The sequence below is a fragment of the Bacillus cereus group sp. BfR-BA-01360 genome (assembly GCF_022663595.1).
In the GTDB taxonomy this organism is placed as follows: domain Bacteria; phylum Bacillota; class Bacilli; order Bacillales; family Bacillaceae_G; genus Bacillus_A; species Bacillus_A cytotoxicus.
The window spans coordinates 258,693-281,599 of sequence record NZ_JAKUFV010000001.1; the positions used below are offsets into that span (position 1 = coordinate 258,693).

A 22,907-nucleotide genomic window follows, 5' to 3' on the forward strand; every position below is an offset into this window, starting at 1 on the left:
TACTAGGATTATATTTTAAATTTACTAAATTATCAATAAATTCTGTAAACTTTTTATAAATCCGATTTATTTAACTCGTTCCTTTCCCTCTACATGAGCTTAATGCGGGAGTCTCACTACCTTGAAATAACAGAAAAAAATCGGATAGATACCTACTCATCTATCCGATCTTTCATCTGCTTCAATATTTTCTTTTCCAACCTCGAAACTTGCACTTGTGAAATTCCAATTCTCTCTGCTACTTCCGATTGAGTTTGATCTTTATAATAGCGCAAATATACAATTAAGCGTTCTCGCTCATCTAGTTCTCTTATTGCTTCTTTTAAAGCAATCTTATCAAACCATTTCGTTTCCGCTTGATCCGCAATTTGATCCAAAATCGTGATTGGATCACCATCATTTTCATATACAGTTTCATGTATAGAAGATGGCGTACGACTTGCCTCTTGCGCCAGAACAACTTCTTCCGGTGTTAGTTCAAGCGCCTCTGCAACTTCATTAATGGTTGGTGCCCTTCCGTATTCTTTCGAAAGCTCATCTTTCATCTTTCGAATCTTATTACCCGTTTCTTTTAACGATCGGCTCACTTTTACTGAACCGTCATCACGTAAAAAACGTTGAATTTCACCAATAATCATTGGAACTGCGTAAGTTGAAAACTTCACATCAAAAGATAAATCAAATTTGTCTACTGATTTCAAGAGGCCAATACAGCCAATTTGAAATAAGTCGTCGGGTTCATATCCTCGATTGAGAAAACGTTGTACAACTGACCATACAAGGCGCATATTACTTTGAACAATCGTATCTCTCGCCCCTTGATCTCCATCTTGACTTTTTTGAATTAACGCTTTTAACTCGTGGTCCTTTAACTGAGGCTTCTTCTTCTCATTTCTGACCTCTATGTCCATAGGCAATTCTCCTTAATTGCATAGAGCGTTACTATTTGATAAATATTTTGTCAAATGGATTGTTGTCCCGAAAGATTCGTTTGAAATAATTTCTACTTCATCCATAAAATTTTCCATGATAGTAAATCCCATTCCGGAACGCTCTAATTCAGGTTTCGTTGTAAAAAGGGGCTGCCGCGCTTCATCGAGATTAAAAATACCAACCCCTTCATCTCGAATCGTAAGTTTCACCATGGCTTCTTCCAAAATAACAGAAATGTAAACAATCCCTTCTGGATTCCCTTCATATCCATGGATAATGGCATTTGTGACCGCCTCAGATACGACTGTTTTAATTTCTGTTAATTCTTCCATTGTTGGATCTAGTTGTGCAATAAAAGCAGCCACTGTAACGCGAGCAAACGACTCATTTTGACTTAATGCTGAAAATTGAAGGTTCATTTCATTTCTCATCTACGCCACCCCCAATGTCGCAAGCGCATGCGCTTCACTTTCTTCTAAACGAACGATTTTAAATAAACCTGACATTTCAAATAAACGTTTGACAGAAGGTGAAATTGCACAAACAACCATTTCCCCTCCTAAACTTTTTACATGTTTATATCTCCCTAATATAACGCCCAATCCAGAACTATCCATAAATGATAATTCTTCTAAGTTCAATACAATATGATGGACGTTATGTGTTTCAATCTTATCGGTTACTCTCGCTCGCAACTCTTCAGCAGTATGATGGTCTAACTCGCCTGCTAATCTAACACATAAAACGTCACGCTTTACTTCTAAATGCACGGAAAGACTCACACAATTTCCTCCTTATGCTCAAACTTTACTCATTTACATAAGATTTTCGTGAATAGAAATAAGAATCCTTCCTCATGACAAAAGAAGTACTATTTCGCCATAATGTGTAGATTTTGTGCCATTATTCTACGTATTTCCTCTATTCTGATCGAATCACACAAAAGATTGACTACTATTTTGATGTTGAAAATATCCCAAAACTTCTTTTAAAAAGTTCCCACCAACTTGCTGCGTCGACATCTTCTTTTGCCACAATGGTCTGTTTTAATAACACTTCTCTATCTTTTGTAATTACAAGCGTACCAAGTGCATCCCCTTTTTTAATCGGCGCTTTCACTTTCTTTTCAGCAATAATTTCTTTCTTGATCTTGTCCATATCTTCGCCCTTTTTCATCAGAAGGGAAACATTATCAGCTGCAACTAAATCCACTTTTTCTTTTTTTCCTTTTCCTACTTGTACGGTCTGAATCTTTTCCCCGCGCTTATATAACTTCTTCGTTGTATATTGTCCAAAAGCATAATCAAGAAGCTTTGTCACTTGACTATTTCTCTCTTTCGATGTAGGTGCTCCCATTACAACAGAAATAACACGCATGCCATTTTTTTCTGCCGATGCTGTTAAACAATACTTCGCTTCTGTCGTAAATCCAGTTTTCACTCCATCTACTCCTGGGTAAAAACGAACTAATTTATTTGTATTAACAAGCCAAAACTTTTTATCCGTGTTTTCACGTAAATAATCCTCATACTTTCCGGTATATTTACGAATAAGCGGATATTTCATTAATTCTTTCGCTATAATTGCCATATCAATTGCTGTCGAATAATGATTCTTTGCAGGAAGGCCTGTTGGATTTTGAAAATGTGTATTTTTTAAACCTAGTTCCTTCGCTCTTTTATTCATCATGTTGACAAATCCTTCTTCTGACCCAGCAATATGCTCAGCAACTGCAACAGAAGCATCATTTCCTGATGCAATTGCAATACCTTTTAGCATCTCATTTACTGTCATTTCTTCACCAGGTTCAAGAAAAATTTGCGATCCTCCCATTGAAGCCGCATGCTCACTCGTTCTTACTTTATCTTCTAGCTTTAATTTTCCTTTTTCTACTTGTTCCATAATAAGTAACATTGTCATAATCTTTGTCATACTAGCAGGTGGTAATTTTTCATTTGGGTTCTTTTCAAATAAAACTTTACCTGTATCTTGCTCAATTACGATCGCTGACGAGGCTTGCTCTGCTAACTTCGGCTTTGTTTCTTCTATTGCTTTCTCCGATTTTGCAAAACTAACTGAAGTATGAGAAAGCAATAACATACAACAAACAAGTATTCCAAAAACTCGCTTCATGACTAACCCTCCATTCTATATCAAGCCTATTTTTTCCAGTTTACATATGTTTCATACCATATTTTTCTATCATTTTCTGTTGACAAATTATTTTATTGTATATATTGTATTAAGTGTACTACACAAACTAGTACACTAGACACTCATCAGGAAGGAGACATTGCTCTTGCATATTCAACTTGATCCAAGAAGCAGCACTCCGATATGGGAACAAATTGTTCAAAATATAAAAGAACTCATATTAAAAAACATATTATCTCCAAACGAGAAACTCCCTTCTGTACGCGAACTCGCTTCTTTACTTATTGTGAACCCAAATACAGTGAGTAAAGCATACCAAGACTTAGAGCGACAAGGAATTATTGAAACATTACGTGGAAAAGGAACATTTGTCTCCCAATCGATTACACCAACATTAGACGAAAGGAAACTCACTATGGTTGAAAAGCAATTCCAACAATTATTATTAGAGGCTTCTTACCTTGGGATTACGAAAGAAAAAATTCATGATTGGATTGATGCTTATTATAAGGAGTTAGGAGGAAATACAAATGTTAACAGTGAAAAATGTGAAAAAAACAATTGATAATCAAGTTATTTTAGAGAATATATCTTTTACTTTATCAAAAGGAAGTATCGTTGGATTACTCGGCCGAAACGGAGTAGGGAAAACAACTTTACTTCGAATGTTAGTTGGAATTTTAAACCCTGACGAAGGAACCGTTACATATGAAAAAGTAGATGTTCATAAACAACCAGAAATCAAACAAAAAGTGGCCTATGTACCTGATTCAACGAATATTTTAAACGGATATACAGTAAAAGAAATTGTGAAGTTTTACAAAGCAGTCTATAAAGCATTTGATGAACAATATTTCTACGAACTATTAGAGCGCTTTCACTTGCCAAACAAACGGATTCGCAGTTATTCAAAAGGAATGAAAGCTTTACTAGCTATCATTTTAGCTTTTGCTTCAAAAGTTGACTATATCATTTTAGATGAACCAACAAATGGACTGGATCCTATTGTAAAAAAACAAATTTTACAATTTCTTGTTGAAGAAGTGGCAGAGAAAGAAATGACGATTTTGATTTCTACTCACCATTTAGATGAAGTTGAAAAAATTGCTGATACAATTATCATCTTAAAAAATCATACCATTTCTTCGATTACCGCATTAGATGATGCAAAAGCACGATATGCGAAAATCCAAGTTGCTTATGAGCGATCCCTTCCTCAAAAACTAGAAAACTTAAGCAATATTAAAATATTAAATCAAACCGGAAAGGTATATACCATTTTAATAGAGGGAAACGTAGCTGCAACTCTTGAGAAATTTTATAAAGAGCAGCCACTTCTTATTGAAGAATTGGCCATGTCGCTTGAAGATATATTTGTTACGACATTTGAGGAGGATGTTTATGTTTCATAAAGCTTTATGGATGCGAAATTGGAAGCAAGGGAAATATGTTGTTCTATTGTTTTGGTTAAGTAGTTTGTATCTGCTACCATACGGATATTATAAGGCAGCACAACTAGAATTCCGCCTTTCAAAAGCAAAAATCAATGACCATATTTATTATTACTCTTACTATTTTGACACTTTTGATACCCTCTTTAAACAAGGAATCATTATCAGTATACTGGCATGTCTATTAATTGGATGGGAACGAAACAATCAATCCACTGATTTTCTATTCTCCATGCCTTTTAAGCGAAAAAATATCTTTTTAACAAAATGGTTGTTTGGCGTTTTGCATATTATTATCGTACATATTATTTGTTGGCTAGCTATGTATGGAATCAAACATCTATCGTTTCATAACGAATATCAAACTTTCACTCCGTTTCATAGTTATTTTTTATATGCTACAGTTGTACTCATTGCTATTTATACGTTCACTCTATTTATCGGAACCATTACTGGAAATATTTTTGCTCAAAGTAGTTTAACTGCCATTTTATTATTTTTACCTTATGGTTTAAGTTTATTGATTTCTGGATTTATTTACACACATACACAAGGAGCAGTAGAAGCATTAGGAGAAATCGAATCTCAGACTCACACATATTTACGACATATGAGTATCGTTTCTCCATTAGAGCCTTTTTCTATTAATTATGATTACCATCCGATTGAAATATTTGATGACGAAGGAAATAAAGTTTCTAGTGTACAACAGAACAATCCTATAGAATATATTTCCATACCTTCTCTTTGGACATTATTAACACCACTTGCATACATGATTATCTTTTTATCAATGGCAGTTGTTCTATATACGTACTCGCCGAACGAACAAAATGGAAAAATACTATTATTTCCTAACTTACAAAAATGGTTCGTCCTTTGTACCGTTCTATGTTTTGGACTGCTTGGGGGCAGAATATTAGGAGGGCGAGATGCACTTCTTTCCTATTATATTGGTTTTCTCCTAGCTGCTATTATAAGCTATGTTCTTTTTACTCGTCTATTAAAATGGAAGTTTTCCCTCAATGGAAAATAAAGTAAAAATTTAATCAGTGAATTTTTTCTTCATCTTTACTGATTAACAGCCCTCACCAATCGGACGAGTACAAGCATCAATGCTTCTTCCTTGTATCCCTGTCTTACTATCTTAACATAGTGTGATAAAGATGAATTGAGGTGAAATATATGTTTCAAAAAGCATTATGGATACGAAATTACAAACAAGGAAAATATGTAATCTGGCTATTTTGGCTCAGTACTTTATACATATTTCCTTATAAATATTATATACGTGCAGAACAGATAGCCAAATATTTACATTTAAAAAAATCTGATCCTTATTATATGTATTCTTTACATGGAGCTGAGCCTATACTGTTTCCGGCGCTTCTATTAATAGGATTAGCCATTCTCTTAATAGGCTGGGAACGAAACAATCAAACAATTGATTTCCTTTGGTCTATGCCCTTTAAGCGCTCACACTTATTTTTATCAAAATGGTTGCTAGGTATTGTGCATATTGTAGGTGCGCTAATCTTTAGTTGGCTTCTTATGTATATTATATACAAGAACACGATACATGCTCACTATCAATCCTTTTCACCATTTCATGTATACTTTTCTTATGTAATTATGACGCTAATTGCAATTTATACGTTTACGCTCTTTATTGGGACGATTACAGGAAATGTGATTTCACAGAGTGTTTTAAGTTGTATTATGATTATTTTTCCTTTATGTATCTTTCAGTTAGTGTTTCCTTTCTTTGCATTACATGTAAATTTATCACCAAAGGAATTTAATGATATTTATGCTAAATATGCAACGTATACAAAAAATACGAGTATAATAGCTCCTCTAGAATATTTTCATATTGAATACGACTATGATTCACAGAGAGATTCTTTTGAAGATGGATTCGGAAACAGACAAACGGGACCTACTTATCATCAAATCCCGCCCGTTTGGACACTTTTAAGCCCTGCTATCTATATACTTATTTGTCTTCCATTAGGTGTTTATTTATATAGACGTGCTCCAAACGAACATAACGGAAAAATACTCCTATATCCAAAGCTTCATAAATATTTCTTAATCTGTACTTCTCTTTGTTTTGCGCTTCTTGGTGCTGATGCTTTTGGCAGTGAATCTCCACCGTCTTACTATATGTATTTTATAGGATCTGGTCTATTAGCATATGTTATGTTACATCGACTGTTAAAACATAAACTTTCTTTATACGTAAAATAAAAAATTATTTATTAAATAGCAGTTGCTGAAAAAATGATATCATGACAAAAAATATGTTATAAATTATTTAATTCTTATATGCACGAAATAAAAAGGCATTGTTTGCGTACAATGCCTTTTTCAATATATATTAAGAGTCTATTTCACATTCTCCCTCCGATTCCCATACTCTTTTTCCTCTTTCATCCTAAATCCATCACCATTACGTATGATTTGCTCTGTTGGCGCGACTACACTTTCAGCAATTTTCCATTTCCCTTGCTCTTTGACAAAAACTTGTAGGAAATAATTCATGCCATTTAATTGATATGGATTTTCTTTTTTCACCTTGTAACGTACGGCGATATAGTATACCGCAATATTTTCCTTTCCAACCTTTGAAACATATTGAGATAATCTTGGGATATATGCTGCTGCTTTCTGAAATGATAATTTCTTTGCTTTCACTAGACTTGAACTTGTTACATTGTGCAGTGTGTCTTGATGACGAATATTGTCGCTATGATGAAATAATACCGCATTTTGCATAGAGCGAACCCATAATTTTGAATATAACACCGGATTATCATCTGCGATGTACTTTGTTCCTTTTTGCATAACTTGAAGAGGAGTATCCGCATACAACAATGGGGGAAAGCAGAAAAAACTTCCGATCACAATGGCAAACGACATCATTTGCTTCATCATTTTTCCTCCGATACTTTTTAATTAAAGTATCGGAATTTCAAAATATTTTTATTCAAAAAAAGAATAGGAAAGCTTCTGCTCCCTATCCTCAATTGATTATAATATGCGATCAAATAGTTCTAATACCATCTCTATTTCTTGGTCGCTCCAATCTTTAAATTTATCTCTATAGTATTCTTTACGTATCGCTTCGAGTTCTTCCGTTACTTCTCGTCCATGTTCTGTAATCTCTAAATATACAATACGACGATCTGAATTCGAACGTTTTCTCATTACAAATCCTTTTCGCACAAGACGATCTGTTACCGCTGTAATATGGCTGGATGTTACATTTACCTCATTCGCAATTTGCGAAGCCATTTGTGGACTCTTCAAAAATAATGCACGTAATACAGAGAATTCATTATATGGCATATGCTCTGAAAAACGTGTATTAATATCGGTTTGTAATAAACGTATCATCTTTCGAAATGATACTGATAAATCTAAAATCAACGCTTCTCTTTGTTCGTTCACTATCCTCGACCCTTTTTCATTATATTTATACATAATTATAATCTATAAACACCTATATTGTATACGATTTCTTTCTACCTCTGCTTCCTTCTGTAACTTTTTACATACAATTTTTAGATACCTTCCTTCATATACATATAAAAAGGACGGTGAAAAGAAATGCAAAGTGGAATGAACCATTATGTACCTAATCTTCGCCACCATAATGATGATAAAAAAGCAACAATTACTGTACAAGGTGAAGGGATTGTTAGCGTGAGACCAAATATTGTTACGTTAACAATTGGCGTTCGAACTGAGCATAAAAATGTAAAACAAGCACAAGAAGAAAATGCCACGCAATCTAGACAGCTCCTTGATGCCCTTAAAGCACTTGGCATTGCAGATCAAGACATCGAAACAATTTCCTATACCATTACACCCCAATATGAATATGTAAATGATAAAGCTTTGCTACAAGGATACCGCGTAGAACATTTGTATGAAATTACCGTTTTAAATGTACAAAAAGCTGGGGAAGTATATGATATAGCTGTAACAAACGGAGCAAATGTAGCAAAAGGATTACGTTTTCAACTTTCTCATCCACATCAATATTATCAACAAGCATTGCTGCAAGCTCTGCAACGTGCAGTAGAAAAAGCTCGCGCCATTGCGAGTACCTATAACTTAACTATTAATCCCGTCCCACTCTCGCTTACAGAAGAATCCGCACAACTACCGCGTGAAATGGTGTCTCACACTTCCTTACACGCGCAGGCAGCACCTCCAATTCAAACAGGACAATTAGAAATCATTTCTTCTGTTCGTGCTATTTTTACTTATTTATAAATGGATTTCACTTTTAAGTAAACGTTCTCATTTTATTTGTTGTAAAAACATGATGTTCTGATATAATAAAGGATGGTGAGCCCTGAATAAAAGGGATATCACGGGTGGGAGAGGGATATAAAAAAGAAGGTTTAACATGAAAGGAATACTTGAAAGAACATTTAAATTAGACCTACACCACACATCACCAAAACAAGAAATGTTAGCTGGCGTGACATCATTTTTTACAATCGTTTACATTGTGATTGTAAATGCATCTATTTTATCAGATGCCGGCATCCCACTTGAAGCGGGGATTTTGGCAACTGTTTTTAGTTCATTTGTCGGATGTCTTATGATGGCCTTTTGGGCAAACGCACCTGCAATTCTTGTACCAGGTATGGGGGTAAATGCATTCTTTACGTATACCACTGTTCATACGCTTGGATTAACTTGGCAAGAAGCGTTGGCAGCCGTTTTCATTGCTGGTCTAATTTTTGCCGTAGCTGCGTTTACACCAATTGCTCGTGTACTATCTTTATCAATTCCAAAATCATTAAAAGAATCCATCACTGTTGGGATTGGTTTATTTCTTGCGTTTATTGGATTACAAAAAGGTGGTTTAGTCGTTTCGAATGCGAATACTACTGTTGCATTAGGTAAATTGAGCAGTCCAATTGTTCTTGCTACACTGCTTACTCTCATTGTAGCTCTTGTTCTATTTATTCGAAACGTACGTGGGAATTTTTTATGGACAATTGCAATTGGAACTGGCATTGCATGGCTATTCGGCCTTGTTGATACGAGTGAGGTAGGCAATAGCTCATTTTCATTTACGAATTACAGTAATATATTTGGAGCCATGTCATTTGGAAAGCTTTCGTCCTTACCATTTTGGATTGCAACATTCTCTTTAAGCATGGTGCTCATTTTTGAAAATATGGGACTATTGCATGGATTATTGGAAGATAATCGTAAATTCCCACGTGCTTATCAAGCGAATGCCATTTCCGCAATGACATGTGGTCTATTTGGTACAAGTCCAACCGTTTCAACAGTAGAAGGTGCCGCAGGTATTACAGCAGGCGGAAAGACAGGTCTGACGTCTATCGTTACAGGGGTGTTATTCTTCGCATCGCTGTTTGCTCTTCCGTTTGTCCAACTCATTCCTGATAGTGCCATTGCACCTATCTTAATTATTATTGGTGGTCTGATGATTACAAGCATTCAAGAAATTCCTCTGAATGATTTTTCAGAAGGATTTCCAGCGTTTTTGATCATTGTTATGATCCCGCTCACATATAGTATCGCCGATGGCATTGCGTTCGGATTTATCGCTTACCCTATCTTAAAAGTTGCTCTTGGAAAGCGTAAAGACATCGCACCGTCTATGTACATCATTACATGTTTATTCTTAGCCATGTTCGTATTGCATGCTATCGGCTAAAAACCACAGCTGGAGTTTCCAGCTGTGGTTTTTATTTAAACCATCCTTTTTTATAAAACCAAGCCATCATTCCGCCACCTATCAATGCCATAATAGCTAAACAAATAAAATAGCTATACTTCCCCTCTAATTCAGGCATATGTGTAAAGTTCATTCCATATACTCCTGCAATAAATGTTAATGGCATAAAGATTGTTGAGAATACTGTTAATGTTTTCATAATGTTATTCATATGATGTGAATTTAATGAAAAATAACTATCTCGAATATCTGCTGTTAATTCACGGCTCGTCTCAATCATTTCCGTAAGTTTAAGCAAATGATCATGTATATCTTTAAAATAAATTTCATGATCGCTTATACCGTAAAAGCCAGTTGAATTTAAAATGCGATATAATAAATCTCGCATTGGGATAATGGTTCGCCTTAATTTCGATAAGTCCGCACGAATTTCAAATACTTCTTCTAATACACATCCTGCTGTATCCCCTGTTAAATTATCATCGATTGCATTTAAATGATCCTCAATATAATATACAGGTGGGAAGTAATCATCAACGATTTGGTCAATAATTGTATGTGCTACATGGAGGGGACTTTTCTTAATACGCTTTCTTTCACCAAGTGTTTTCCACACTCTTTCAATGGCGTTATTATGTGAGAAATGAAATGAAACAATATAATGATCTCCAACAAACAAGTCGATTTCATGCGGTTCTAATCCTTCTTCTCCAAATGCATGAAGAACTAAAAAATTATATCCATCATAAAAATCAACTTTTGGCCTCTGTACATATTCAAGGCAATCTTCAATCGCAAGGGGATGGAATTTAAAATACTCTTGTAAAATATATGTATATTCCTCTTTCGTTGGTTTATATAGATCAAGCCAATACCACATAATATCTTCACCAGATGTTTCCTCTAGTGAAACATCATATAAAATCTCTTCTTTTTTCGTTATTGCACAAATTCTAATCATAATTTCACCCATTACTATTATAAACAAAAAGTAATAAAAAAAGCCAAGGAGAACTCTCCTCAGCTTTTCGCTTATTATTTCGTTACAATACCATGTACTAATGTAGGTGCTTTGACATGATTTTTTGTAATTTTTATATTCTCATAAATCTTCGTCTTCACATCTTCTACATTTTCACGGTTTGCATAAATTGTTACAAGCGATTCACCTTGTTTTACGCTATCGCCAACTTTTTTCCGAAGCATAAGGCCGACCGCTAAATCAATCTCAGATTCTTTCGTTGCACGTCCAGCACCTAAAAGCATTGCTGCTGTCCCGATTTCATCTGCCACAATCTCAGACACATATCCGTCTTCTTTTGCTTCAACTTCAATTTTATATTTAGCTTGCGGCAATTTAGAAGGGTCATCAATAACTGAAGCATCTCCGCCTTGCGCTGCTAAAAATAATTTAAATGTGTCTAACGCTTTTCCATTATTCATTACTTCAATAAGTTTATTACGTGCATCTTCTAAAGAAGATGCTTTACCAGCAAGGTATACCATTTGACTTCCAAGTGTTAAACATAGCTCTTCTAAATCTTTTGGACCTTTACCTTGCAATGTATCAATTGCTTCTTGTACTTCCAACGCGTTACCGATTGCTTCACCAAGCGGTTGACTCATATCCGAAATAACTGCCATTGTCTTACGGCCTACATTATTTCCAATGCGCACCATTGCTTCTGCAAGACGTTTTGCATCTTCATCCGTTTTCATAAATGCACCCGCACCAGTTTTTACATCTAGAACGATCGCATCTGCACCTGCAGCAATTTTTTTACTCATAATAGAACTTGCGATAAGTGGTATAGAGTTTACCGTCGCTGTTACATCACGAAGTGCGTATAACTTCTTATCAGCAGGTGTTAAGTTCCCACTTTGTCCAATAACAGCAATTTTATTTTCATTTACAAGGCGAATAAACTCTTCATTTTCAATTTCCACATGGAATCCTGGCACAGCTTCTAATTTATCAATTGTACCACCGGTATGTCCTAAACCACGTCCAGACATTTTTGCAACTGGTACACCTAAAGCAGCTACTAACGGACCTAGTACAAGCGTAGTTGTATCCCCAACGCCACCTGTAGAATGCTTATCTACCTTTATCCCTTCAATTGCTGAGAGATCAATTGTATCACCGCTATTTACCATTGCCATTGTTAAATCAGCACGCTCTTGTTCATTCATATCTTGAAAGAAAATCGCCATTGCAAAAGAGCTCATTTGATAATCAGGAATATCACCGTTTGTAAATCCTTCAACAATAAAATTAATTTCTTCTGTTGTTAGCGCATGTCCATCACGTTTTTTGGCAATTAGGTCCACCATTCTCATAGTGAGCTCACCCCTTCATTTGTTTTACAATCGCTTTTACCAATGCTAAGAAGTTTGCTTTCACACGTTCTGTTGTTTCAATCACTTCATCATGATGAAGTGGCTGATCTAAAATACCAGCTGCCATATTTGAAATACAAGAAATTCCAAGTACTTTCATACCAGCATGACGCGCTACAATAACTTCTGGCACAGTTGACATTCCTACTGCATCTCCGCCTAATGTACGAAGCATACGAATCTCAGCAGGTGTTTCATATACTGGACCTGTCATCGCAACATATACACCTTCTTGTACTTTAATATTTAACTCTTCGGCAACTTGTTTCGCCATTACACGTAGTTCTTTTGTGTAAGACTCAGACATATCTGGGAATCGCACACCCATTTCAGCGTCATTTGGTCCAATTAATGGGTTATGTCCCATAAAGTTAATATGATCTGAAATTAACATAAGATCGCCAGGTTCAAATGATGTATTTACACCGCCTGCTGCATTTGTTACAACGACTGTTTCTACACCTAGTTCTTTCATCACACGAACTGGGAACGTTACTTTTTGCATGTCATATCCTTCGTAATAATGGAAACGCCCTTGCATTGCAACTACTGTAACACCTTGAAGTGTACCAAATACAAGTTGTCCTGCATGTCCCTCTACCGTTGATACAGGAAATTCAGGAATTTCACTATATGGTACTTTCACTGCATTTTCAATTTCATCTGCTAGTACACCTAGTCCAGACCCAAGGATTAATCCAACCTTTGGTGTTTCTTGAAATTTCTCTTTTAAGTATGTTGCTGATTTTGTAATAAGTTCACGATTCATAAATATATCCTCCTATTTCTTTAATTCCTTTAAGAAACTTGTTCCGTATTCTGGCATGTTTACACCGAAGTTTTCTGCTACAGTTGCACCAATATCAGCGAATGTTTGGCGAAGTGGTAATTTCTGTCCGCCATCTTTCATGCTTGGGCTATACACTAATAATGGTACATATTCACGTGTATGATCTGTACCGTGGTGAATTGGATCGTTACCATGGTCTGCTGTAATGATTAATAAATCATCTTCTTTTAATTTTTCAAATACTTCTGGAAGGCGTGCATCGTATTCTTGTAATGCTTCTCCATACCCTTTTGGATCACGGCGATGGCCAAACATTGCATCAAAATCAACTAAATTTAAGAAGCTAAGACCTGTAAAATCCATATTCAATGTATCTATAAGTTTATCCATTCCGTCCATATTAGATTTTGTACGAAGCGCTTCTGTTACTCCTTCACCATCGTAAATATCAGAAATCTTTCCAATCGCAATTACATCATAATTATTATCTTGCAATTCATTCATAACTGTACGACCAAATGGTTTTAACGCATAGTCATGACGATTTGGTGTACGTGTAAAGTTTCCTGGTTCACCAACGAACGGACGTGCAATAACGCGGCCTACCATATACTTTTCATCCAATGTTAATTCACGTGCAATTTTACAAATGTTGTACAATTCTTCAAGCGGTACTACTTCTTCATGAGCCGCAATTTGTAATACGCTGTCGGCAGAAGTATATACAATTAAAGAGCCTGTTTCCATTTGTTCTTTGCCAAGTTCATCAAGAATAGCAGTTCCAGAAGCAGGCTTATTGCCAATAATTTTGCGTCCTGTTCTCGCCTCTAATTCATCAATTAATTCTTTTGGGAATCCTTCAGGGAATACTTGGAATGGTTTATCAATGTAAAGGCCCATAATTTCCCAATGACCTGTCATTGTATCTTTCCCGGTGGACTTTTCTTGCATTTTTGTATAGTAGCCAAGTGGATTTTCTACTTTAGAAATTCCTTTCATTTCACGAATATTTCCAAGTCCTAACTTCACCATATTTGGCATATTCAATCCATTCATATGCTCCGCAATATGTCCTAATGTATCAGCTCCTACATCGCCAAACTTTTCAGCATCTGGTGCTTCTCCGATTCCCACTGAATCCATTACGACTAGGAAAATACGTTTATATTTATGCATCATGACAACCTCCTATATGTTCAGTTCTACTTCTTGTAGTATGTTCAAAACGCTGTAAAGTGAAACTGTTACGAATGAGAATTCTCTCATTTGCTCAAGAATATAACTCATATTTTTCAGTCATTCTCTCACTCTGCTCATCTGATATAAAATGAAACAGAAACTTTCCTGTTTTTTCTAAGTCAGATGTCAGACTTCTTGCACTTACATCATAACATGTTTGCGCTTTCTTTTTAATACATTTTCGTAGAAATTCTTATTTTCCTCACATTTCTATTGTAATCTATTCTGGTGCAAAGCGCTAATAAAATTATGACTTATTTCGTACTATAATAATAAAAAAACAGCCCTAATGAGCTGTTTTTTATTTTACTTCTACTGTTTCTTCTTTATGTTCGTGAAGATCACCTTTTCTTACATGAACTTTCACTTTATATTTACCGGATTCTTTAAATGTATATTTGCCTACATATTCACCTTTGTTATCCTCTTTTGCTGTGATGAATGTATGTTTCTCTACACCATCTTTCCAAATTTCAAATTGCACTTCTGCTTTAGTTAGCGCTTCTTCTTTTTGTTTCACATGAGCTTTCAGTGTAGATTCAGCATTTGCTTTCACATCACCAGCCATAAAGTGAATCATTGTATCACTTTTATGGTCACCATGTCCTGCTTCATGAGCATCATGTTCTTTTTTTGCATCTTCAACTTTCGCATTTCCTACAGCCACTTTTACTTCTGGCATTACATGCATTTCACGTGCATTTGTATGAGCAATAATATGGTACACACCATCGGAAGGGAATGTTTTTTCAACAGCATAAACCCCTTTTCCTTTATGCTTCCCATTTAACATTTCATGCTTTTCATCGCCATCTTTCCAAATTTCAAACTTCACATCGTCAGCATCTGTTACTTTCTCTTTTCCTTGTGTGACAAGTGCTTGCACTTCTGTTTTCTCATTTGGCTTCACTTCTTTTGGATTTGTTTGAACTGCTACCTTCACTTCTTCAAGTTTCTCTTTTTTTGGAGATTCTTCCTTATTTGTATTGCAACCAGCCAAAGCTAGCATTGCGATAAATAAAGTAATTATAAATTTTTTCATTGTATTTTCCTCCTTCGTACTTTATTTAGTATAGAGGAAATCACTAGTTATATTCTAGCCTTCTGCTGAAAACAATGTACGAAATGTTTGTGAAGTTTTTGTGAAATACCTTTCTTTTCTATACGTGCTATATTTCGAATCTAACAAAAACAACCGTACAAACAATGCTTGTAAAATTCTATATGGAACTTTCTGCCTACTTAAAAGCGTTTTGATTCGAAATGGCACGAAAAAGAGCATAAGTCATCTTATGCTCTTGGGTGAAACTGCTTATATACGTCTTTTAATCTCGTTTTTGAAACATGTGTATAAATTTGTGTTGTAGAAATATCTGCATGTCCTAACATTTCCTGTACAGCACGTAAGTCTGCTCCATTTTCTAACAGGTGTGTAGCAAAAGAATGGCGCAATGTATGTGGTGTAAGCTCTTTCTCAATATTTGCTTCTTTTGCTAAACGTTTTAAAATCTTCCAAAAGCCTTGACGAGATAATCGATTACCGTGGTGATTTAAAAATAATGCATCCACTGCCTTTTTTCCCATCAATTCTTTTCTTCCTTTTTCAATATAACGCTGAATTGCTTCTGTAGCTAAACTTCCAAGTGGAATAATTCTTTCCTTATTTCCTTTTCCGACGCAGCGAACAAAGCCCATTGTTAAATGAACATCCTCTAAGTTGAGTGCAATTAATTCCGAAACACGCAGTCCTGTTGCATACAATAACTCCAACATTGCTTTATCTCGAATACCGTAAGCACTCGTCGTCTTTGGTGTTTGTAATAATGCTTCAACCTCACTTACCGATAAAACTTTCGGCAGTTTTCGCTCCCCTTGTGGTGTTTCAATATGTACTGACGGATCATGTTCTACAGCTCGTTCACGAAGTAAAAATTGATGAAATGAACGAATCGATGCAATATGACGCGCTAATGTTTTTGAAGATTTTCCATTCTCTCTTAAATGCTGCAAAAAGTTAACGATTTGCATACGAGTCACTTCATGAAAAGTTTTCATTTGTTCCACCTTTTGCAAATACTTTACATAACTTTTTAAATCTCTTTCATAAGATACAACCGTATTTTTGGCCAATCCTTTTTCCACAACCATATAATGAATAAAATCTTTTAATTGATCTTCCAATCTACACTACTCCCCATTTTCATAGAAAAAAATCATTCTATTTACGAAAGCATCTTTTGCTGGTTCCTCATTCCCTGATACTTTTTCTACTGTCTCTTCTTTTGGCTTTTCATAACGATGATAACTTTCATATTCTTCATTTATCCATAGTATAGCGAAATAAAACAAAATCGTACAACTTGTAAACAATAAAAATACTTTCATTCCATCATAAGTGAATTTCAAAGCTCGGCGCATGATAAACTCCTCCAAATTATATGTTATTACAACATATGCCAAGCTTTCTATCATTTATACCTCACTCAAATAAAAAACCTCTTCCTAGCTAGATAGGAAAAGGCTATTTTTCATTCGTTTCATTTTCTTGACAGTTTTCACAAATCCCATGGAAAGTTAAACGATGATCTTTCACCTTAAAGTTCCAATCTCGCTCTACTTTTTCCTCCACTTCTCCAAGCAAATCTTCTTGGATTTCTTGGACAGCACCACATTTTGTGCAAATTAAATGATGATGGAAACGCTGTGCACCTTCTTGGCGTAAGTCATAGCGTGAAACACCGTCTCCAAAGTTGATTTTATCAACAACTTTCAACTCAGATAATAACTCTAAAGTTCGATAGACGGTTGCTAATCCGATTTCTGGCGACTTTTCTTTTACAAGGAGGTAAACATCTTCTGCACTTAAATGATCTTCTTCATTTTCCAGCAGCACACGAACCGTTGCTTCACGTTGTGGTGTTAATTTGTAGCTCGCTGCATGTAATTGTTTCTTAATTCGTTCTATTCTTTCTTCCATTCGGTACTACTCCCTCCTCGCCACTCTTACACCATTATATCAGAAGAAAGGCTTCTGTCAAAAGAAAAAACAATCAAAATAAGTTGATAATTATTCTCATGTAGTATTTATTTTTTATTAATAACTTCAACGACTTCTTTCATAAGTATTGGTGACGCATATGCTTCAATACTGGAAGCGATTGCTAGTACAGCCCCAATAATAAGAAAAAAACAAGTATAACGAATTAATAACGGTAATAGTGGCTCGTTGATCTTTCGAATAAATTGATGCTTAATCATACGTAAGGAAAAACTAGCAGCAATCGTTGTCATGATAAGAAATGCTGGAATAATAATTAAATTTTGCGGTAAAACGGAGACAAAGGCTAATAATAGTCCGTTCCAGCCATGTTGACTTACTAAAAAACCAACTGTAAACCCAATCACGACTCCTTTTAAAAATAATAAAATAAAAATAAGTGGTAACCCAATAATAGAAATTCCTAGTATCCAAATAAATCCAATATATTTCAATTGGGAAACGTAACTCTCACGAAACATTTCACTCGCAAGTGCAAATTCCCCTTTTGAGACTTGTCCAAAAAAACGACTTAAGTAAAATGATAAATCTTGCTTTTGATTCACCTGTAAGCTATTTACAAGTATTGCTCCAAACACGACGCCCATCAATAGTAACACTGAAACAAATATATAAAGCGATGAGTTTTCTTGTAGATGAGCTATTACACGATCTTGCCAAGTTTTTCGCAACATTCTTCTTCCCTCCGTTCATACTCTTACTAAAAATGTATGAACAAGAGAAAAAAAGTATGATTAATTAAGATTGAAATTCCGTCCTACTTTGCTAAACTTAAAAGTAGAGAATAGGAGGGATTTCCTTTGAAACCATTATTATTAGATTTTCCAACATTATTTCAGACGGAGCGTTTACAAGTACGCAAGCCATTTCCAGGCGACGGATCCGAGGTCTATGAAGCAATTCAAGCTTCTTTAGAAGATTTGCAACCGTGGATTCCCGTTACAATCGACACCGAAGACAAGGCTGAAGAAATCGTCCGAGAAGCTCACGGACAATTTCTACTTCGTGAAACATTAGCCTTTCACTTATATGATAAAGCCTCTAGTACTTTTATCGGAGCTCTTACTCTTCAGCCAGAAAACTGGGATATTCCAAAGTTTTCGCTTCATTTCTGGTTACATAGCGCTTATACAAAACAAGGATATATGACAGAAGCTGTGAAAGGCGCTGTTCAATTCGCATTTGATAAACTTGGCGCTAGAAGACTTGAAATTCGCTGCGATGCAACAAATGCAAATGCATGTGCTGTAGCAGAGCGACTTGAGTTTATTTTAGAAGGTACACATGAAAATGATTTTCTCGCTCCAGACGGTACATTACGTGATACACGCGTCTATGCGAAAATCAACTAAAACACTCGCCTAAGGCGAGTGTTTATTTTTGTAATTGTAAATATTGCACAGCAAACATTGTCTTTGCATCATGAATACGTTGACTTTTCATAAGTGAAATCGCTTCTTCTAATGATACTTCCATAAGCTCTACAAATTCATCTTCATCTAAAGCCGCTTTATCTTCTTTTCTTTTTAACCTTGTTGCTTTATATACATACAAAATTTCGTCGGCAAAACCTGGCGATGTATAAAAGGATGTAACAAATTCCATTTTTTCACATACATATCCAGTTTCTTCTTCCAATTCACGAACAGCCGTTACTTCAGGTTTCTCTCCTGGCTCCAATTTTCCAGCAGGAATCTCCACAATCTCTTTCTCTAGCGCTTTACGATATTGCTCAACAAGAACGATTTTTCCTTCGTCCGTTATTGCAATAATCGCAACCGCTCCAGGATGATTGACAATCTCACGTTTACTCATTTCGCCATTTGGCAATACTACTTCATCAACGCGAACTTTAATGACTTTCCCATCAAAAATGGGTTCCGTTGCAACCGTTCTTTCTGCAAGATTACTCACACTTATCCATCTCCCTAATTCTATTTCCTATTCGTTCTTCATATATTTTACCACAATGAAAGGAGCTTGATAAAAATGAAAATATACATTTTGCCTAATCGAGTCACATTAGTCGGTAAAGCTTGGCAAATTCGCAATAAATTAAAGCAATACGGAAAAGAATACGAAACGGTACAAGATTGGATTACGAAAACAAAAAGGTAAACATTTGTCAACCTTCTTTCGCTTCCGTACAATATAAGTAAGGAGGTTGACAAATGAAAAAACGCCAATTAGGACATTCAGATTTATATGTGACTGAGATGGGACTTGGCTGCATGTCTCTTGGTACAGAAGAAAAGCAAGCCATTTCTATTATTCATGAAGCAATCGATTTAGGAATAAACTTTTTTGATACAGCAGACTTATATCATTATGGACTAAATGAAGAATTTGTCGGAAAAGCTTTGAAAGGAAAACGTGATCAAGTTATTTTAACAACAAAAGTCGGAAATCGCTGGACATCCGAAAAAAATGGATGGTCTTGGGATCCTTCTAAAACTTATATAAAAACAGAAGTAAAAGAAAGCCTAAGACGCCTCCAAACCGATTATATTGATTTATATCAACTGCATGGAGGAACGATAGAAGATCCGATTGAAGAAATAATTGAAGCGTTTGAAGAGTTAAAACAAGAAGGAATCATCCGTCATTACGGTATCTCTTCTATTCGTCCAAATGTGATTCGCGAATATATAAAACGCTCTAATATCGTGAGTGTATTGATGGAATATAGCTTATTAAATCGCCGACCTGAAGAATGGTTTCCACTGCTTCAAGAACATCAAATTAGCGTTATTGCAAGAGGTTCACTTGCAAAAGGATTATTGACAGATGACAATGAGAGAAAAGTAGAAAAAGTGAAGGAAAAAGAGTACCTTTCTTATTCTTATCCTGAATTAACTCGCACTTTAACTACGATAAAAGAAGTTACGAAAGAACGTTCATTAACTGAAACTGCTCTTCAATATTGTTTACACAATCCGATTGTAGCAGCTGCCATTCCTGGTGCAAGCTCTATTCAACAATTGCGAGAAAATGTACAAGCCTATTCAAAAAGTTCATTAACGAATGAAGAATATAAACAAATCCAAGCTGCTGTAAAATGTGATACATATGCACTACATCGATAAAAAAGCTACCAAATGGTAGCTTTTTTTACATTGTATCGTACTTATCAGGATTTGTCCCAATACGTACATTACAATCTAATGTATCAATTTGTTTCATTTCATCTTCTGTTAATGAAAAATCAAAGATCGTAAAGTTCTCTTTAATACGAGATGGTGTAACGGACTTTGGAATGGTTACAATGCCACTTTGAATATCCCAGCGTAAAATAATTTGGGCAGGTGTTTTGTTATACTTACTAGCAATCTCTTGAATAATCCGATGCTCAAATATTTCTCTCCCCCTCATTAACGGGCTCCACGCTTCCATTTGAATTTGTTTGTTTTGACAAAAGTCACGCAACTCAAACTGCGCAAGCATTGGATGCAACTCCACTTGGTTTACCATCGGCTTCACATGACAGTTGGCTAAAAGATATTCTAAATGATGTTGATGGAAATTAGAAACTCCAATCGCTCGCACTTTCCCTTCTTTATATAACTTCTCTAGAGCTCGGTATGTATCGATATACTTTCCTCTAACTGGCCAGTGAATTAAATATAAATCTACATAATCCATTTGTAACTTTTCCAAACTTTTTTCAAACGCTTGAAGCGTCTCTTCATATCCTTGATGATCATTCCATACTTTTGTTGTAATAAATAACTCTTCACGCGGAATACCCGAGTTACGAACCGCTTCACCGACACCGCTTTCATTTTCATATACTGCCGCTGTATCAATAGAACGATACCCAATTTCTAAAGCCGTTTTTACCGCTCGTTTTACTTCCTCTCCCTCTTTGGCTTTATATACCCCTAAACCAAGCATTGGCATTTTCACACCGTTATGAAGTGTCGTTGTTGGAATATACATGCTTGCTCCTCCTTCTTTATCCCTGCAATATAAAAACTTAATCAACAAGTTCTATCATTTTTATAACCTTCACTTCATTTGAACAAGATTTACGAAAAAAGTCAAAACATACACACAGTTTACATAATTTTTTCTTTCCTCTTCCCTGTAAAATAACGTAAACCTACTCACTTGCGTTATTTTCTAACCATTCTTTTGCTTTTTTATCAATATTCCGTATAAATTTCGTTTTTCCTTCTGTATACTTTCCGCCATCATATGTATACTTTGTAGCTAATTCGTTTTTTAAAGTTGCATAAGCTTCTGCTTCTTCGCAGTGTGCAATCATATAGTCACGAAATGCTAGATGCCTTATAATTTCTGGATTTCCTCTTTCAAAGACATGTAAATGATAGGAACGTTTTTCTTCTGTTCCATGAATGAAGAAACGGCGACCACTAATACCATTTTCTCCTTTTACAATATAACCAAGCTTTTCAAACAACTTATTCCACTCGTCCACTCTTTCAATATTTTCCACTTCCATAATCATATCTACAATTGGCTTGGCAGCGAGTCCCGGTACAGATGTACTACCAATATGATGTATTTTCACACGTTCTGGCATCGCCTCTTTTAACCTTTTTGCCTCCGCTTGAAACTTCTCCCCCCAATGATTTTCATATGGAACGACTACAATTTTCCTCATCCTCATTCCCCTTTTTCCTCTAGACTTGGAAAAAATCATCAGCGTAAAGCTACTGATGATTTCTTCATACTATTTAAAGTCTTTCCAACTTAGGTTACTTTCACTTAATAGTTCTTCAAACGACTTATTTTTTTCACGCTCTTTTTGTTCTCGGCGTTTTCTTTCTTGCTCTTTTAATTCTCTTTCTTCCACTCTTGCTCGCAGTTCTTTCTTTTTACTTTTTAACTGCTCCATTAATGATGCATTCAGCTGATCTCCAATTGTAATAGAATCTTTTTCTTTTTGATTCATTTGATTTTGTCTTTGTTTCTTTTTCTTCATGTCTTGCTCACCTTTTACTTTTTTCTTCATTATAGGGTAAGTGCGCTACTCTAAACAATAAAAAAGCTATATCGATGCATTTTCTCTTTCCAAATTGCTTTAAAAAAGCCTAATTGTTTCTACGTATGAGCAGGTCCTCTCTTCATACATCATATAAAATTTGTAAAAATGTAAATCTACTAATAATTCTATGTTAATTATTA

General features: G+C 35.3%; 28 protein-coding genes. 9 read left to right on the plus strand and 19 right to left on the minus strand.

Annotation, left to right across the window (positions count from 1 at the left end):
- Positions 1 to 152: 152 nt before the first annotated feature.
- The 4 genes from sigF to MR056_RS01345 all read right to left on the minus strand — a co-directional run bounded on the left by sigF (position 153) and on the right by MR056_RS01345 (position 3,066).
- Positions 153 to 911, minus strand: coding sequence for an RNA polymerase sporulation sigma factor SigF (sigF, locus tag MR056_RS01330; protein ID WP_048721771.1), 759 nt, complete (start codon positions 909 to 911; stop codon positions 153 to 155).
- A 12-nt stretch (positions 912 to 923) separates the two neighbouring features.
- Complete coding sequence (spoIIAB, locus tag MR056_RS01335) at positions 924 to 1,364, minus strand: anti-sigma F factor (protein ID WP_012095231.1); 441 nt, start codon at positions 1,362 to 1,364, stop codon at positions 924 to 926.
- Positions 1,365 to 1,715: an anti-sigma F factor antagonist gene (gene spoIIAA / locus MR056_RS01340; protein ID WP_012095232.1), complete on the minus strand. Its 351-nt coding sequence runs from the start codon at positions 1,713 to 1,715 to the stop codon at positions 1,365 to 1,367.
- A gap of 172 nt (positions 1,716 to 1,887) precedes the next feature.
- Positions 1,888 to 3,066: a D-alanyl-D-alanine carboxypeptidase family protein gene (locus MR056_RS01345; RefSeq protein ID WP_012095233.1), complete on the minus strand. Its 1,179-nt coding sequence runs from the start codon at positions 3,064 to 3,066 to the stop codon at positions 1,888 to 1,890.
- A 166-nt stretch (positions 3,067 to 3,232) separates the two neighbouring features.
- On the opposite strand from MR056_RS01345, the gene MR056_RS01350 reads away from it, so the two are divergent.
- The 4 genes from MR056_RS01350 (at position 3,233) to MR056_RS01365 (ending at position 6,788) form a co-directional block, all read left to right on the plus strand.
- Positions 3,233 to 3,652, plus strand: a complete 420-nt coding sequence (locus MR056_RS01350; protein WP_048721769.1) for a GntR family transcriptional regulator — start codon at positions 3,233 to 3,235, stop codon at positions 3,650 to 3,652.
- Positions 3,618 to 4,499: an ABC transporter ATP-binding protein gene (locus tag MR056_RS01355; protein ID WP_048721767.1), complete on the plus strand. Its 882-nt coding sequence runs from the start codon at positions 3,618 to 3,620 to the stop codon at positions 4,497 to 4,499. Before MR056_RS01350 ends, MR056_RS01355 begins: the two co-directional genes overlap by 35 nt.
- On the plus strand, positions 4,489 to 5,574 hold the full coding sequence (locus tag MR056_RS01360; protein WP_087099063.1) for an ABC-2 transporter permease: 1,086 nt from the start codon (positions 4,489 to 4,491) through the stop codon (positions 5,572 to 5,574). The genes MR056_RS01355 and MR056_RS01360 overlap by 11 nt, the downstream gene beginning before the upstream one ends.
- 149 nt (positions 5,575 to 5,723) lie before the next feature.
- On the plus strand, positions 5,724 to 6,788 hold the full coding sequence (locus MR056_RS01365; RefSeq protein WP_087099065.1) for an ABC transporter permease subunit: 1,065 nt from the start codon (positions 5,724 to 5,726) through the stop codon (positions 6,786 to 6,788).
- Positions 6,789 to 6,926: 138 nt separating this feature from the next.
- On the opposite strand, the gene MR056_RS01370 is transcribed toward MR056_RS01365, so the two are convergent.
- On the minus strand, positions 6,927 to 7,472 hold the full coding sequence (locus tag MR056_RS01370; protein ID WP_048721762.1) for a hypothetical protein: 546 nt from the start codon (positions 7,470 to 7,472) through the stop codon (positions 6,927 to 6,929).
- 99 nt (positions 7,473 to 7,571) lie between these two features.
- On the minus strand, positions 7,572 to 7,991 hold the full coding sequence (locus MR056_RS01375; RefSeq protein ID WP_012095239.1) for a MarR family winged helix-turn-helix transcriptional regulator: 420 nt from the start codon (positions 7,989 to 7,991) through the stop codon (positions 7,572 to 7,574).
- Between the two features lie 159 nt (positions 7,992 to 8,150).
- On the opposite strand from MR056_RS01375, the gene MR056_RS01380 reads away from it, so the two are divergent.
- Positions 8,151 to 8,822, plus strand: a complete 672-nt coding sequence (locus MR056_RS01380; RefSeq protein ID WP_012095240.1) for an SIMPL domain-containing protein — start codon at positions 8,151 to 8,153, stop codon at positions 8,820 to 8,822.
- A 136-nt stretch (positions 8,823 to 8,958) separates the two neighbouring features.
- A complete protein-coding gene (locus MR056_RS01385; protein WP_048721760.1) occupies positions 8,959 to 10,248 on the plus strand; it encodes an NCS2 family permease in 1,290 nt (429 codons plus the stop codon).
- A gap of 31 nt (positions 10,249 to 10,279) precedes the next feature.
- Here MR056_RS01385 and corA read toward each other — a convergent pair whose 3' ends face one another.
- The 9 genes from corA to spoIIM all read right to left on the minus strand — a co-directional run bounded on the left by corA (position 10,280) and on the right by spoIIM (position 18,430).
- Entirely contained in the window at positions 10,280 to 11,242 is a 963-nt protein-coding gene (corA, locus tag MR056_RS01390) for a magnesium/cobalt transporter CorA (RefSeq protein WP_048722051.1), read from the minus strand.
- A gap of 62 nt (positions 11,243 to 11,304) precedes the next feature.
- Positions 11,305 to 12,609, minus strand: coding sequence for a pyrimidine-nucleoside phosphorylase (locus MR056_RS01395; RefSeq protein ID WP_012095243.1), 1,305 nt, complete (start codon positions 12,607 to 12,609; stop codon positions 11,305 to 11,307).
- Positions 12,610 to 12,616: 7 nt separating this feature from the next.
- Complete coding sequence (locus MR056_RS01400; RefSeq protein ID WP_048721756.1) at positions 12,617 to 13,438, minus strand: purine-nucleoside phosphorylase; 822 nt, start codon at positions 13,436 to 13,438, stop codon at positions 12,617 to 12,619.
- 12 nt (positions 13,439 to 13,450) lie between these two features.
- Positions 13,451 to 14,635 carry a phosphopentomutase gene (gene deoB, locus MR056_RS01405; RefSeq protein ID WP_041809978.1) on the minus strand — a complete coding sequence of 395 codons (1,185 nt, stop codon included), beginning with the start codon at positions 14,633 to 14,635 and terminating at the stop codon, positions 13,451 to 13,453.
- Between the two features lie 364 nt (positions 14,636 to 14,999).
- A complete protein-coding gene (locus MR056_RS01410; RefSeq protein ID WP_048721753.1) occupies positions 15,000 to 15,740 on the minus strand; it encodes a FixH family protein in 741 nt (246 codons plus the stop codon).
- A gap of 248 nt (positions 15,741 to 15,988) precedes the next feature.
- Positions 15,989 to 16,879 carry a site-specific tyrosine recombinase XerD gene (gene xerD, locus MR056_RS01415; RefSeq protein WP_012095247.1) on the minus strand — a complete coding sequence of 297 codons (891 nt, stop codon included), beginning with the start codon at positions 16,877 to 16,879 and terminating at the stop codon, positions 15,989 to 15,991.
- A 6-nt stretch (positions 16,880 to 16,885) separates the two neighbouring features.
- Complete coding sequence (locus MR056_RS01420) at positions 16,886 to 17,116, minus strand: YqzK family protein (RefSeq protein ID WP_041809982.1); 231 nt, start codon at positions 17,114 to 17,116, stop codon at positions 16,886 to 16,888.
- Positions 17,117 to 17,219: 103 nt separating this feature from the next.
- Positions 17,220 to 17,675, minus strand: coding sequence for a ferric iron uptake transcriptional regulator (gene fur / locus MR056_RS01425; RefSeq protein ID WP_012095249.1), 456 nt, complete (start codon positions 17,673 to 17,675; stop codon positions 17,220 to 17,222).
- Between the two features lie 107 nt (positions 17,676 to 17,782).
- Positions 17,783 to 18,430, minus strand: a complete 648-nt coding sequence (gene spoIIM / locus MR056_RS01430) for a stage II sporulation protein M (RefSeq protein WP_012095250.1) — start codon at positions 18,428 to 18,430, stop codon at positions 17,783 to 17,785.
- Between the two features lie 126 nt (positions 18,431 to 18,556).
- Here spoIIM and MR056_RS01435 point away from each other — a divergent pair, with 126 nt between their 5' ends.
- Entirely contained in the window at positions 18,557 to 19,108 is a 552-nt protein-coding gene (locus MR056_RS01435) for a GNAT family N-acetyltransferase (protein WP_048721749.1), read from the plus strand.
- A 22-nt stretch (positions 19,109 to 19,130) separates the two neighbouring features.
- Here MR056_RS01435 and MR056_RS01440 read toward each other — a convergent pair whose 3' ends face one another.
- A complete protein-coding gene (locus MR056_RS01440; protein ID WP_048721747.1) occupies positions 19,131 to 19,670 on the minus strand; it encodes an NUDIX hydrolase in 540 nt (179 codons plus the stop codon).
- Positions 19,671 to 19,745: 75 nt separating this feature from the next.
- Between MR056_RS01440 and mciZ the strand changes: the two genes are divergently transcribed.
- Positions 19,746 to 19,874, plus strand: coding sequence for a Z-ring formation inhibitor MciZ (gene mciZ, locus MR056_RS01445; protein WP_012095253.1), 129 nt, complete (start codon positions 19,746 to 19,748; stop codon positions 19,872 to 19,874).
- Positions 19,875 to 19,927: 53 nt separating this feature from the next.
- Complete coding sequence (locus tag MR056_RS01450) at positions 19,928 to 20,842, plus strand: aldo/keto reductase (RefSeq protein ID WP_012095254.1); 915 nt, start codon at positions 19,928 to 19,930, stop codon at positions 20,840 to 20,842.
- A 25-nt stretch (positions 20,843 to 20,867) separates the two neighbouring features.
- Here MR056_RS01450 and MR056_RS01455 read toward each other — a convergent pair whose 3' ends face one another.
- From MR056_RS01455 to MR056_RS01465, 3 genes are all read right to left on the minus strand, one after another.
- Entirely contained in the window at positions 20,868 to 21,695 is an 828-nt protein-coding gene (locus MR056_RS01455) for an aldo/keto reductase (protein ID WP_048721743.1), read from the minus strand.
- A gap of 163 nt (positions 21,696 to 21,858) precedes the next feature.
- Positions 21,859 to 22,383, minus strand: coding sequence for a GrpB family protein (locus MR056_RS01460; RefSeq protein WP_048721741.1), 525 nt, complete (start codon positions 22,381 to 22,383; stop codon positions 21,859 to 21,861).
- 69 nt (positions 22,384 to 22,452) lie between these two features.
- A complete protein-coding gene (locus MR056_RS01465; protein WP_012095257.1) occupies positions 22,453 to 22,704 on the minus strand; it encodes a YqkE family protein in 252 nt (83 codons plus the stop codon).
- Between the last annotated feature and the right edge of the window lie 203 nt (positions 22,705 to 22,907).

Excerpts from the sequence above, each read along its gene's own strand:
- spoIIAB (WP_012095231.1), bottom strand. The coding sequence starts at position 1,364 with ATGAGAAATGAAATGAACCTTCAATTTTCAGCATTAAGTCAAAATGAG.
- deoB (WP_041809978.1), bottom strand. The coding sequence starts at position 14,635 with ATGCATAAATATAAACGTATTTTCCTAGTCGTAATGGATTCAGTGGGA.
- MR056_RS01345 (WP_012095233.1), bottom strand. The coding sequence starts at position 3,066 with ATGAAGCGAGTTTTTGGAATACTTGTTTGTTGTATGTTATTGCTTTCT.
- MR056_RS01460 (WP_048721741.1), bottom strand. The coding sequence starts at position 22,383 with ATGAGGAAAATTGTAGTCGTTCCATATGAAAATCATTGGGGGGAGAAG.
- MR056_RS01370 (WP_048721762.1), bottom strand. The coding sequence starts at position 7,472 with ATGAAGCAAATGATGTCGTTTGCCATTGTGATCGGAAGTTTTTTCTGC.
- MR056_RS01380 (WP_012095240.1), top strand. The coding sequence starts at position 8,151 with ATGCAAAGTGGAATGAACCATTATGTACCTAATCTTCGCCACCATAAT.
- MR056_RS01420 (WP_041809982.1), bottom strand. The coding sequence starts at position 17,116 with ATGCGCCGAGCTTTGAAATTCACTTATGATGGAATGAAAGTATTTTTA.
- MR056_RS01360 (WP_087099063.1), top strand. The coding sequence starts at position 4,489 with ATGTTTCATAAAGCTTTATGGATGCGAAATTGGAAGCAAGGGAAATAT.
- sigF (WP_048721771.1), bottom strand. The coding sequence starts at position 911 with ATGGACATAGAGGTCAGAAATGAGAAGAAGAAGCCTCAGTTAAAGGAC.
- MR056_RS01365 (WP_087099065.1), top strand. The coding sequence starts at position 5,724 with ATGTTTCAAAAAGCATTATGGATACGAAATTACAAACAAGGAAAATAT.
- MR056_RS01395 (WP_012095243.1), bottom strand. The coding sequence starts at position 12,609 with ATGAGAATGGTGGACCTAATTGCCAAAAAACGTGATGGACATGCGCTA.
- mciZ (WP_012095253.1), top strand. The coding sequence starts at position 19,746 with ATGAAAATATACATTTTGCCTAATCGAGTCACATTAGTCGGTAAAGCT.
- corA (WP_048722051.1), bottom strand. The coding sequence starts at position 11,242 with ATGGGTGAAATTATGATTAGAATTTGTGCAATAACGAAAAAAGAAGAG.
- MR056_RS01385 (WP_048721760.1), top strand. The coding sequence starts at position 8,959 with ATGAAAGGAATACTTGAAAGAACATTTAAATTAGACCTACACCACACA.
- MR056_RS01400 (WP_048721756.1), bottom strand. The coding sequence starts at position 13,438 with ATGAATCGTGAACTTATTACAAAATCAGCAACATACTTAAAAGAGAAA.
- MR056_RS01355 (WP_048721767.1), top strand. The coding sequence starts at position 3,618 with ATGTTAACAGTGAAAAATGTGAAAAAAACAATTGATAATCAAGTTATT.
- MR056_RS01455 (WP_048721743.1), bottom strand. The coding sequence starts at position 21,695 with ATGTATATTCCAACAACGACACTTCATAACGGTGTGAAAATGCCAATG.
- MR056_RS01410 (WP_048721753.1), bottom strand. The coding sequence starts at position 15,740 with ATGAAAAAATTTATAATTACTTTATTTATCGCAATGCTAGCTTTGGCT.
- MR056_RS01465 (WP_012095257.1), bottom strand. The coding sequence starts at position 22,704 with ATGAAGAAAAAGAAACAAAGACAAAATCAAATGAATCAAAAAGAAAAA.
- MR056_RS01450 (WP_012095254.1), top strand. The coding sequence starts at position 19,928 with ATGAAAAAACGCCAATTAGGACATTCAGATTTATATGTGACTGAGATG.
- spoIIM (WP_012095250.1), bottom strand. The coding sequence starts at position 18,430 with ATGTTGCGAAAAACTTGGCAAGATCGTGTAATAGCTCATCTACAAGAA.
- fur (WP_012095249.1), bottom strand. The coding sequence starts at position 17,675 with ATGGAAGAAAGAATAGAACGAATTAAGAAACAATTACATGCAGCGAGC.